12 protein-coding genes are annotated in these 11526 nt (G+C 57.7%); 6 read left to right on the top strand and 6 right to left on the bottom strand.

Annotated elements, in window-relative coordinates; genetic code table 11:
- Positions 1 to 18: 18 nt before the first annotated feature.
- Positions 19 to 1371, bottom strand: coding sequence for a DUF1329 domain-containing protein (locus tag SOP85_RS19690; RefSeq protein ID WP_323627958.1), 1353 nt, complete (start codon positions 1369 to 1371; stop codon positions 19 to 21).
- Between the two features lie 24 nt (positions 1372 to 1395).
- A complete protein-coding gene (locus SOP85_RS19685; RefSeq protein ID WP_323627957.1) occupies positions 1396 to 3048 on the bottom strand; it encodes a DUF1302 domain-containing protein in 1653 nt (550 codons plus the stop codon).
- A 455-nt stretch (positions 3049 to 3503) separates the two neighbouring features.
- Here SOP85_RS19685 and SOP85_RS19680 point away from each other — a divergent pair, with 455 nt between their 5' ends.
- A complete protein-coding gene (locus SOP85_RS19680; RefSeq protein ID WP_323627956.1) occupies positions 3504 to 4190 on the top strand; it encodes a GntR family transcriptional regulator in 687 nt (228 codons plus the stop codon).
- 74 nt (positions 4191 to 4264) lie between these two features.
- On the opposite strand, the gene SOP85_RS19675 is transcribed toward SOP85_RS19680, so the two are convergent.
- The 3 genes from SOP85_RS19675 to SOP85_RS19665 all read right to left on the bottom strand — a co-directional run bounded on the left by SOP85_RS19675 (position 4265) and on the right by SOP85_RS19665 (position 7481).
- The gene (locus tag SOP85_RS19675) at positions 4265 to 5911 is read right to left on the bottom strand and encodes a bifunctional 3-(3-hydroxy-phenyl)propionate/3-hydroxycinnamic acid hydroxylase (protein WP_323627954.1); all 1647 of its coding nucleotides are present in this window, start codon (positions 5909 to 5911) and stop codon (positions 4265 to 4267) included.
- A gap of 92 nt (positions 5912 to 6003) precedes the next feature.
- A complete protein-coding gene (locus SOP85_RS19670; RefSeq protein WP_323627953.1) occupies positions 6004 to 6564 on the bottom strand; it encodes a VOC family protein in 561 nt (186 codons plus the stop codon).
- Positions 6565 to 6605: 41 nt separating this feature from the next.
- The gene (locus SOP85_RS19665; RefSeq protein WP_323627952.1) at positions 6606 to 7481 is read right to left on the bottom strand and encodes a fumarylacetoacetate hydrolase family protein; all 876 of its coding nucleotides are present in this window, start codon (positions 7479 to 7481) and stop codon (positions 6606 to 6608) included.
- A gap of 103 nt (positions 7482 to 7584) precedes the next feature.
- On the opposite strand from SOP85_RS19665, the gene SOP85_RS19660 reads away from it, so the two are divergent.
- From SOP85_RS19660 to SOP85_RS19640, 5 genes are all read left to right on the top strand, one after another.
- Positions 7585 to 8166: an amino acid synthesis family protein gene (locus SOP85_RS19660; RefSeq protein WP_323627951.1), complete on the top strand. Its 582-nt coding sequence runs from the start codon at positions 7585 to 7587 to the stop codon at positions 8164 to 8166.
- Between the two features lie 58 nt (positions 8167 to 8224).
- Positions 8225 to 9340 (top strand): alcohol dehydrogenase catalytic domain-containing protein, encoded by a 1116-nt coding sequence (locus tag SOP85_RS19655; protein WP_323627949.1) that lies wholly within the window; start codon positions 8225 to 8227, stop codon positions 9338 to 9340.
- Between the two features lie 69 nt (positions 9341 to 9409).
- Entirely contained in the window at positions 9410 to 9961 is a 552-nt protein-coding gene (locus SOP85_RS19650) for a cupin domain-containing protein (RefSeq protein WP_323627947.1), read from the top strand.
- Positions 9962 to 9999: 38 nt separating this feature from the next.
- Positions 10000 to 10572: an NADPH-dependent FMN reductase gene (locus SOP85_RS19645; protein ID WP_323627946.1), complete on the top strand. Its 573-nt coding sequence runs from the start codon at positions 10000 to 10002 to the stop codon at positions 10570 to 10572.
- 62 nt (positions 10573 to 10634) lie between these two features.
- Positions 10635 to 11150, top strand: coding sequence for a DUF1097 domain-containing protein (locus SOP85_RS19640; protein ID WP_323627945.1), 516 nt, complete (start codon positions 10635 to 10637; stop codon positions 11148 to 11150).
- Between the two features lie 205 nt (positions 11151 to 11355).
- Here the strand turns inward: SOP85_RS19640 and SOP85_RS31420 are convergent, their stop codons facing one another.
- On the bottom strand, positions 11356 to 11526 hold the full coding sequence (locus tag SOP85_RS31420; protein ID WP_442967927.1) for a helix-turn-helix domain-containing protein: 171 nt from the start codon (positions 11524 to 11526) through the stop codon (positions 11356 to 11358).

Here is an 11526-nt window from a genome sequence, read left to right as displayed (position 1 = left end):
AACAAGTAGTTGCGAGGCTCAGCGCACCGATCCGGATGCTACCGAGTTACCGGTGAAGAAGTTCTCGGGCTTGCGCGGTATGACGCTGTAGGTTTCGCCGTTGAGACCCTGAACGACGCTGTAGGTCTTGGCTTGCAGGTTGTAGATCACCACGGGTTTGACCACCACCGCCGGAATGGAAGGCACTACGAATGGCAGCACCTGGGACACGCGCCACAGCTTGCCTTCGGCGTCATAGCCGTCGACCAGCGACACCGTCCAGCTGTCTTCATCGATGAAGAATTTGCGCTTGGGCACGGCATGGCGTTTGCCCGGGGCGACCGTAGCCTCCAGCTCCCAGACGCGATGCAACTCCCAGCGCACCTTGTCCGGATTGATGTGGTTGGCGACAAAGGCATCTTCGCGTTTTTCGGCGTTGAATTTGTTGTCGTTGTACGGGATGTACATCTCTTTCTTGCCGACCAGCTTCCAGTCATAACGATCCGGATGACCGATGAAGCCATGCACCTCATCGAAGTAGTTGGCACCGGACGCGACGAAGTCCGGGGTGTCGTAACCCACGGTCGGGGCGCGGCGCACTCGACGCTGGCCGACCAGATACTGCCAGGCTTCCCGAGGTTCCTGGGCGTTGATACTGTCGTGTGTCACCAGGGATTCGCCGGCCTTGAACGGGGGTTCGTTGGTCAGGAAACGCAGCAGCGCATACTGCCCGTTCCATTTTTCCACTGCGCCGTCTTTGAAGTAGTACGGGTATTGCCAGTTCTCGACGCCACGGCTGGCCAAGGTGCGAGTGCCGTCGGCATTGCCGATGATGTTGGTGTAGCCCATCTGGATGGATTCGGCCTCGACGCGCAGCAGGAAATTCCAGATGACCTCATTCCCGGTTTTCGGAATCGGGAACGGAATACCGCCATAACAGCCCTCCACCGACAGGCCGTTACTGGTGGTCTTGCACCGAGTCGCGTTAGCGAAGGTGTTCTGATAAACGCTGTCGGGGGCCGCGGCAGTTCGATGGGTCGGGTACACATCAAGGTGGAAGGTCTCGGGGTATTTGGCCAGCAAGGCTTTGGTCCCTTCACTCAACTTGTCCGAGTACTGCGCCGCGTTTTTCGCAGTGATCTGCAACAGCGGTTTTTCACCTGGGAACGGATCGACCGGCACATCGCCGAATTTGGCCCCGGCCACGTCCTTGGTCAGCCCGCCTGTCCAGGCCGGAATCGAGCCATCGGCATTGCCGGCTTTTTCTGCCCCAAGGGGGGTCAAGCTGGTCTTGAGCTTCGCCGCCTCGTCAGGACTCACCGCCGCAAATGCGCTGTTGGCGCACAGGGAGATCGACAGGGTGGAAAGCAACAGCAGTTTAATTTTTGTCATTATCAGAGCCCGCCTGTTCTTTGCTTAAAAAGTTCGCTGGATCGAGAACGCCACGAAGTCCCGGTCCTTCATGTTTTGCTGGTAGGTGTACGAATTGGAGGCGTCGATGATCGGTCCGGTCTCACCGAAAAAGTTGGTGTAGGTCAGCGAGGCGTACCACTGTTTCTTGTAATCTGCCTTGAGGCCCAGGGTCAGGTCCCCGCCGTGTTCCGGGCCGAACGCCTGGGGCGTGACCGAAGAGCGCCCGGAGGGGTTGTAGCCGACGGTGACAGGGGCCTGGATGTCGATGCCAGGAAAGACCTGGAAGTATTGCGGTTCGAAAGTGAAGCGCAGGGCAAAGGCATCGCGCGTGCTGTTGGGCTCCAGCTGATCGGCATTTTTGGTCACGCTCAGTCGCCGGTTGAACGCCAGCTCACCGATCAACGATGCACCATCCCACAGCGCCGAGCCTCCGTAGACATTGACCATCGACACCTGGGCATGCCACGACCGGCCAATGGGATAGGCCGGGTTTGAATCGTTGTCGGAACCCAAGCCGGTAATGATCGTGCCGCCGACGCCGGCTAACGGCGTATCAACCCGAATCGAGGTTTCACCGGCAATGTTGGCTTCGCCGACCAGGGTGCTGAAACTCGCGCCAAAGACCTTGACGTCTTCGGGATACACGTTGACGAAGGTGTCATCGGCACCGGGGACCAGCGCGGCCGGGCGGAAGTAGAACACCGGGGTCTTTTCGTGATACTTGGCGGCGTACAGGCCGAACTCCCAGTCCTCGACAGCGAATTTCAGCTGTGCACCAAACTGCCCTGAATCCTTGGCATCGATGTCTTTGCCATGGCGCAGCTCGCCGGTAGGGAAGAACACCCGCTCCCCGCCTTCGCCGACAAAATCCGCACCGCTGAAATAGCTGCCAGCCGCAGGAAGTCGCGTCTTGTTCCACTTGAACTGGTAGTAGGCGCCGATGCTGACCGTATCGTTGAGCTGCCAGTTGCCGGAGACCTGCTGGGTGGGCATCAGGATTTCCTTGAACTGCGAGCTGGGTACGGATTGAAGCTTCACCAGGTCGACAGTGGACTGCGCATTGGCAATACCATTGGCTCCGTAGAACAGGCTTTCACCATAGATCTGGGTGAACTGCCCCAACCGCCCAGACAACGAAGTGCTGCCGATTTCCCGGGAGCCATAGACAAAGGCATCGAGGATTTCAGTGTGCTGTTCGTGGATGCGCCGGGTGTCGCTGGTGAACTCGTCGTACTCGACACTCAACGAGTTGGCGGTGCCGGGCGAGTCGTTGTCGTTATCGTGGCTGTAGACATCGTCGTACCAGGAGGCCGCGCTGAGACGGGCACCAACGTCCTTGTACTTGATGTCGAATTCGGACAAGACATCCAGCCGATTGGAGATCAGCCCGCGGTCAAAATTTCGATCACCGTCGTCCAGGTTGGGATTGCTGTTGTTTGTTCCTGGGCCGACCGCGACTTTGTGATCGAGTTTGTTCACGCGCCACGCGTTGCTGTACTTGATGGTGTTGTCCCAGGTCGCCGAAAGATCCGGGTTCCCCGTGTCGATCTGAAAGGCCTGCGATGGCGTCGAGAGGCTCAGTAGTACCGTGGCGCCGACTGCACAGGCGAGGCTCGAAACCGGCAATGGGCAGAGCCACTGGTTGGCTGTTTTCATGAAGATGTTCCTGTTTTTTTGTTTTTGTAAAAGGTCATCCACTCGCAGCGTTTGGCTGCGAATACCACGGGTGTTGCGGGGTTTCTTCCCTATGCGTTCCGGTCAGCTTCAAGAGCCGAACCATCTGTGCGTAAAATATGTTTTATTGCATTTCAAATGACTTTGTGCACAAAACGTAATCCTGCACAAATTCAATGTCAAGCAGATTCGGGAACCTATTTCGGATGATTGCGGCGGTCGGGCGGTCCATGGAGGCCGCAAAGGCGCGAGCATTGAAATGGATGGCGAGAAGGCGTTAGGAGGCAAAGGCCCGGTCTAGAGCGCCGGAAAAGTCTGCTCTTCAATTTTTCCCTTGCGGCGCAAGAAAATTTGTGCGCAAGGCGATATTCATCCTTTGCACCAAACAACTTTTTGCGCATAAAATCCGTTTAGTGCAAATTCCAGGATGACCGACCATGATCCCCTCCCCCAACAGTCCGCTGATCGAAGTCGCATTGACGAAGATGAAAAAGGCGATTGTTTGTTGCGAGCTGGCCCCCGGCGAAAAACTCAAAGTCGCCGAACTATCCAAAACCTACGGGCTCAGCAGTTCCCCTATCCGTGAGGCGCTAAATCGCCTGACGCAGGACGGCGTCGTCGAAGCCAGCGACAACAAGGGGTTCAGGGTTGCTCCGATTTCCACCACGGACTTTCGCGACATCACACGTATGCGCTGTCTACTGGAATGCGAGGCGTTGGGCGATGCCATCGAATACGGCGACGATGCGTGGGAGGCCGATGTGCTCGGCGCATTTCACCGCTTGAATCTGATTGAGAAAAAGCTGGGAAGTGGCGTGCTCGTACTCGACGATGAGTGGTCTACCCGGCACAAGGCTTTCCACTTCGCGTTGTTTGCGGCGTGCCCATCACAATTGATGCTGAAGATGATTGACTCGCTCTTCGACCGGGCCGAGCGCTACAGACGTTTCTCTGCCAAGCAGCGAATCCGCCAGAGGCATAAGGGCAACGAGCACCAGGACCTGATGGATGCGGCGCTTGCACGCGATGCAGACAAGGCGGTGACGCTGCTGCGCAACCACATCCAGGACACCCTGGAGCGAACCATCGAAGCGATAGAGCGCCAACAAGCCACGCTTCAATAACGCGATTGCAAAAAAAGTCCTTCGCCCTGCAACTGCTTTCGTGGACAGTGCAAGGCGAAGGACTTTTTTGTCCGTTACTGGCTCTGTACCTGCGCAAACCTGATCATCGGGTCGCTGGTGCCACCCTCGCTTCGGGCAGCCTGTTCGGGCGTCTTGCACCACAGCGCCAGCTCCATTGCTTCCAGCAGCTCCATCGCCCAAGCAACGGTGACCGCCCCGCCATACACGTAGTGATCCGGCCGCACGATGACGACATTACAGCCTCGACGCTCAAGCCATTGCGCCAGCAATCCGTCGACCTCCTGGTAATCATCGGCGGTGCATGGGCCTGACTGTTCAGGACCGACCAACCGCACGACATGGATGGGCAGGCCTTTAAGCGATTGACTGCTGTGCAGGCACCTCAGTAACGCGCTGGCATCAAACCCTGGGGCAATGACCACCCGGAAGGACTGGCCGGTGAACTCATCCAGTAGCGCCTTCTTGCCGGCATGGTTAATGACCATCGGTTGCGGGAACAACTCACCGGCAGGCGCGACCTGGGAGACAAACCCCTGGGTCAATCCTGGAATCAACGATTGCCTGATCGTACCTGCGGGGTTCTCGGTCATTTGCTGGATCATCCGCGTGTCGCGGATCGCAGCTTTTTCGCTATCGCGTTCGCAGATCACCACACCGAACTCTTTGGCCGCCAAAGTAGTTTGGCGGACATGAGGAACCCGTTCGGCCTGGTAGGTGTGCAGGAATGCCGGCGCTGCCAGCCCTCCTTTCACCAGCGCGAGTTTCCAGACCAGGTTCAGTGCATCGCGAATCCCCTGGCACATGCCCTGCGCGAGAAACGGTGGCGTCATGTGCGCCGCGTCCCCAAGGAAGAACACCCGTTCGCACTGCCACTGCTCCAGGATCAGGGCGTGGAATCGATAAGCGGATGCTCGCCATAACTGATAATCGCCTTCAGGCAACCAGCGGGAGATGAGCTTCCTGATCGCTTCGGGCTGGGAAATTTCCGTCGGCTGTTCGTCGGGATTGATCATGAATTCCCAGCGCCGATGCTGCCCTGGCCCGACGACAAAGGTACAAGGCCGGGCCAGTTCACAAAACTGCACGTTAGTCTTCGGTAGATGCTCGCCCGCCCCTTCGTTGAGGATCACATCGACCACAAGCCACGGCTCATCGAAAGCCAGATCCTCCATCTTTAACCCTAGCCGGGTGCGGATCGGGCTGGTGCCGCCATCACAGGCCAGCACATAGTCTGCCGTGACCGTGCGCTCGGTCCCGTCCTTGGCCAGAATGCGTACCTCAGCTTGCGAGCTCTTGGAATCGACCGACAGAACTTCTGAACCGAGCTCCACAGTGACGGACTTCAAATCGGCAATCCTGCCGCGCAGTGCACGCTCGACGGGGGGTTGCGAGAACACATAATTGGGTGCCCAGCCCAGCGCAAAAGGAGGCTTGGCGGCATCAATGCGCTTGATCAGCCGAGAACCCGTGGTGTGGTACTCCGAGGGACGATAAGGCATGACGTGTTCGGCAATCTTATCGGCCAGGCCAATGTTGCCAAAGACACGCATCACTTCATGATCAAAACCCATGGCCCTGGGGTTGGTGTACACCGTTTCGGACTTGTCCACGACATGGGCCTTGAGGCCCCACATGCCAGCCAGGTTCGCGCACAGGGCACCCACCGGACCCATTCCAACAATGATGACATCGTAGTCCATCGTCTACTCCGCTTTTTGTTTTATCCCGTGCGGCGCAGGGTTGATGAACAGGCCTGCGCGCGCCCATCAACCCTTCACAGATCAGCACATTGTCAACCGATTCGAACCCGCTGCTCTTCGATCTTCGCCCGAATGGAATTCTTCCATTGCTCTCGCGTCTGGAAGCCAGGGCGGCGCTTACACATGGCTTCGGTCTGGGCCAGGATGACCTCGCTCGGCAGTTCGAGATCAAGGGGTTCCTTGCAGGGTTGTGCGGTGTAGAACGGTGCATCGACATACATTTCGATGGGGTTGCCTTCAGGGTCTTTGAAATACATCGACCAGGCGTTGCCGTGGTCCACTTGTGCGATCCCTTCAATGCCGCTTTTTTTGGCGAACTGGTAGTAGGTTTTCAGGTCATCCAGCGAATTGAGCAGAAACGACAACTGATTGATCGGGTTGAAGGGCAGGTCGATGGGTTTACCATCGAAGAGCACGACCTGGTGATGCAACTCGGGATTCTGCGTCATGAAAAACAGCCGATGGCCCGTTGAGGCGACACCTTTGTCACTGACGATGAAACCCAAGGTGCGGCAGTAGAAATCGACCATACGATCGAGGTCTGCGCAAAACACGCCGGAGTGGGTGAAATTGATGGTCGGTAAGGCGGGCATTTGGAACCTCCAGATTCTTATGATTGTGCAGAGGACGACGCTCAGGCTTCGTCGATAACGCCGTTCGATAGCGTGCCGATCTCGGTAATAACCACTTCGAAAACGTCACCGGGTTTGAGAAAGATCGGCGGATTGCGCTTGAAGCCGATCCCGCTCGGCGTACCGGTTGCCAGGATGTCGCCCGGGTTCCATGACAGTGCTTTCGACACATAGGAAATCAGATGCGGAATGTCGAAGGCCAACTCTGAAAGACTGCCCTCCTGCAACTGCTCGCCATTGAGTACGCCCCTGACTACCAGCTTACGGTAATCGGAAATTTCCGAGGCCGGAATGAGCCATGGGCCCAACGCCCCGGTTTTCCTGAACGTCTTGCCCATGCCGTATTGGTGCGTATGGAATTGCCAGTCGCGAACGCTGGCGTCGTTGAAGCAGGTGTACCCGGCGACATGGTTCATCGCATCGGCCGGATCGATATGTGCCCCCCCCTTGCCGATCACCACCGCCAGTTCGGCTTCGAAATCGAACTGCTCTGACACCTGCGGCCGCACCAGTGGTTCGCCATGGGGCAGCAACGTTTCGGCGAAGCGCTGGAAAATCACCGGGAACTCCCCGACCTTTCTGCCGGCCTCCTCTGCGTGGGCTACGTAGTTGATGCCCACGCAAATCACTTTGCCGGGATTGGGTATGACCGCTTCCAGCTGAACGCTTGAAAAGGGGTAATCAGGTTGAGCGGCTTCTACTATCTTGCGTGCCTCCTGCAACAGGGCAGGCTCGGCCAGGAAGGAAGCGAGATCCGCAACCTGCGCAAATCGACCGGTCAGCTCGACCACCCCATCCCCGGACACGGCGCCGTAATGCGCCTTTCCCTCTTTGCGGTACGAAATAAGCTTCATCTTGCTCTCCTGTTTTTTATGCACAAAAACTAATTTCTTGCACCATACATCATTAAATGCATAATGCGGAAGACCGGTACAAAAAAATAACGAGCTGCATGAAGCTCTCGGTTCTGGAGATGACGGTATGTCGCTGGTGATGGTTCGCAAGATCAAGCTGGACGTCGAAGAGGTATTCCACGAAGGCGGGCCGCGCTCGTCGGTTCCCCTCAGGATAGCGGTCGCCACCGCCGTGGTCGCCAACCCTTATGCAGGTCGGTATGTCGAGGATCTGCTGCCGTTCATGCAGGAATTAAGGGGGCTGGGCGCGCAACTGTCCGAGCAACTGATCCACGCCCTGGGCGGCGCCGGGCATGTACAGGCTTATGGCAAGGGCGCCATCGTCGGCGAAGACGGCGAGTTGGAACATGGGGCGGTCTGGCATGAAGCCGGGGGCTGGGCCATGCGCGAAGCGCTCGGCAATCCGAAGGCGATTGTGCCGGCGGCAAAGACCATCGGCGGCCCCGGTTGCCGGGTGATGATCCCGCTCGGACACGTCCAGGCCGCCTACGTTCGTAGCCACTTCGGCGTGGCGGAAATGACCGTATGGGACGGCCCTCGTCGTGGCGAGATCGCTTTTGGCTTGGCCATGGCCACCGGCGGGAGGATTCATGCGCGACTGGGTGGCCTGGCCGCCGCCGACGTGAAGGGCGAAGACGGGTTGCGTTGAATGCCGAAGATTTGAAGCTTGCACCACTACAAAAACAATATGTGTGTTGGAGAACATCATGACAGCAAAAACTATGCGCGCCGCACGTCTGTATGAAGGCGGTAAACCCATGGTCATCGAGCAAGTGGCCGTACCCGCAATTCGTCCGACCGAAGTATTGGTCAAGGTCAAGGCCTGCGGGATCGTGCCGAACCTGCACAACATCCTCACCAACTGGGTCAAATGGTTCCCGCAGAACCCGCTGCCGAAGCTCCCGGCGATTTTCGGGCTGGACCCCGCAGGTGTCGTCGAAGCCGTCGGCGCCCAGGTCTACGACTTCAAGGTCGGTGACCGGGTCTATGTCAACCCTGGCCGATACTGTGGTTCATGCCGGGCCTGCCGCGCAGGCAACACCATTGCCTGTACCGCCTATACGTTCAATGGCTATTTCGGCTTCACCCCCAAAAGCCCGCGCATGTTCGAAGACTACCCCTATGGTGGCCTTTGCGAGTACATCCCCGCACCGCAATACAGCCTGGTCAAACTGCCGGACAACATCAGTTTTGAAACCGCCGCACGCCTGGGTTACATGGGCACCGCCTACAAGGCCTTGCTCAAGGCCAACGTCGGCCCGGGCAGCACGGTGCTGATCAACGGGATCAGCGGCACACTCGGCCTGGGCGCCGCCGCGCTCGCGCTGGCCATGGGCGTTCGAAAGATTCTCGGCACCGCCAGAAACCAGGACCTGTTCCAGAAGGTGAAAGACCTGGCCGCCCCGGGCCGGATTGAAATCCATACCTTGGGTACGATTCCCACCAATGAATGGGCCTATGAAGTCACCCATGGCGAGGGCGTCGATGTGGTCATTGATGCCCTGGGCCCTGGCGCCCCCCATGAGAGCCTGACCCAGGCGTTGAAATCCCTTCATCGCGGCGGGCACCTGGTGAACGTCGGCGCCATCGCCGGCGAAGTCCCCATCGATCTGCACTGGATCATGGACAACGACATCCAGATCAGCGGATCGGCCTGGTTCACCACCGGCCAAGGCCAGGCTATGGCGGACATGGTTGAATCCGGAGTGCTCGATCTCTCGTTCTTCGAAAACACGGCTTTCCGCCTGGAGGACGTCAACAGCGCCATAACGGGTATCGAAAACCGTCATGGCGGCTTCAGCAACTACGTCATCTGCCCTTGATCAACTCCGGCGAGGGAAGCGGTTCGCCCTCCCCTCGCCAGCTCCCTGACTGCTCGTTGAGTACTCCACATGAAGATAAGAAGAATCGTGACCGGCCACGACGAACAGGGCAACTCGGTGTTCGTTTCAGATGACTTTGCCCCAAGGGCACAATCCTTTGCCTCGATACCGGGACACGCAATGGCGCAGCTGTGGACGACTCCCGCCCAGCCGACACTACTTGAAAACGAACGCGACCCGACGCTTGATCATGCGTCACTGATTCCCCCTCAGGGAGGCACCAGCATCGCCATGTTCGATTTCCCACCCGACACCGTCATGCACAATCCCGTCGACGGCGCCCAAGCTTTTGACGAGTTGGGTGCCGCACTGCCCGGCCTGATCGAAACGTTCGAACCGGACAACCCCGGCATGCACACCACCGCCACGATCGACTACGGAGTCATTCTGGAAGGTGAGATGTGGCTGGAGCTGGATAACGGTCAGAGCCGGCTCGTCAAAGCAGGCGACATCGTCATTCAAAACGGCACACGGCACGCGTGGCGCAACAAAAGCAAACGGATTGCCCGCGCACTGTTTGTAATGATCGGTGCACCGCTCTCAGAGAAACAAACCGGGTAGCTTTGCTGATTATTCATCGCTCGGATTCGAGGATTTCCATGACCACCGTCGCTTATCGTCTACTCGGTATTTCAGGCAGCCTGCGTTCACAGTCCACCAATACAGCGGTGCTCAAGACGCTCTCCACTCGATTGGATAATCGGGCAAGCATGAGCCTTTTCCCCCTGAACGATATCCCCCTGTACAACAGTGATCTGGAACAAGAGTCGTTGCCAGCCTCGGTGGTCATGCTGAAAGAGCAGATATCAAAGGCTGATGGCTTGATCATCTGCTCACCTGAATACAACTACGGCACCTCTGGCGTGCTGAAAAACGCGCTGGATTGGGCCTCGCGCCCAGGCTTCCAGTCACCACTGAAAAACAAACCGGTGCTGATCATGACGTCCTCGCCTGGCGTACTCGGCGGCGTACGCGCACAAGCACAGCTGCGAGAGACCCTGTCGGCCACCTTGTCCAGGGTCGTTTATAGCCCGCAGATTGTCATTGCGGGAGTCAATCAGAAGATTCATGACGGCCGCTTCGTCGACGAAATAACCATCGAATTCATGCTGGCAGCTGTCGATCATCTGGTAACCGAAATCAGGATGTTGGCGAGCGGTCCAGTCTCATAAAAGTGCCCGACAGGCTTTCCTCTACAAACTATCGATTAGGTGACATTGCCATGAGCCAATCCATGAGCATGAATCAATTCAAAGCCATTCTCGGCGAGTCGATTGTGGCTTGTCTCGCCGCTACCGTCTGTGCGCTGTTGATTGAGGGCCCGGTCTGGGCCATGTTCATTGGCTGGATCGCGTTTTTTACCCGCGGCATCACGGCGCGCGACGCAGCGATCAATCTGGCCTGCGTGCTCATCGGCCTGGCCATCGGCATCGTGGCCGGCATGGCCGGTGCCGCACTGGCCCCCCATCTCGGCGCTTGGAGCATCACCCCGCTGGTACTGGTTGTGACGCTGGTCGTGCTATCCCTGCAAATACTGCCCCTGATCAATAATGTGCTGGCATCCTTCCTGGGCCTGGTCGGCTACTTCGCCTCGCAGCTGCCGGCGACACTCACCACCTTCGTCGAGCTTTCCACGGCCTCGACGCTGGGCGTCATCGCCGGGCTATTAGCCAGCCTGGTGAAAAAATACTATGACAAACGAAAGGCCAGTCCCAACAATCTCGATAACAAGATAACGCTACCTCATTAACGTTTGAGGCGCGGACGAGGCATATTGATCGGCAATAGAACCTGCATCTGATCTCGAGGCGCTGGAAGAGGGTTTGCGTATCAGTGTGCAAGCCGTCGAGTATGAAAAATCCAACCCCTGCAGGCCCTTCGCGAGAGGCAACAATCGGCCAGAAGCGGACGGTCACGACTTGGCCGATATGGGCCAACCGTTTGCGCCGTAAGCCTTATGCGTTAATACGTCGCCATTCGCTTGGCGAAATCTTCTCCCACTGCCGGAAGGCCCGGAAGTAAGAATTGGCGTCTTCGTAACCGAGCAGATAGGCCACCTCTTTCAGTTCAAGGCTTGTATCAGCAAGCAAGTGAAACCCCACCTGGCGCCGGGCCTCATTGAGCAT

This window comes from Pseudomonas sp. YuFO20 (assembly GCF_035064975.1).
GTDB classification, from domain to species: domain Bacteria; phylum Pseudomonadota; class Gammaproteobacteria; order Pseudomonadales; family Pseudomonadaceae; genus Aquipseudomonas; species Aquipseudomonas putida_AE.
This window is presented reverse-complemented; position numbering and strand designations above follow the sequence as displayed.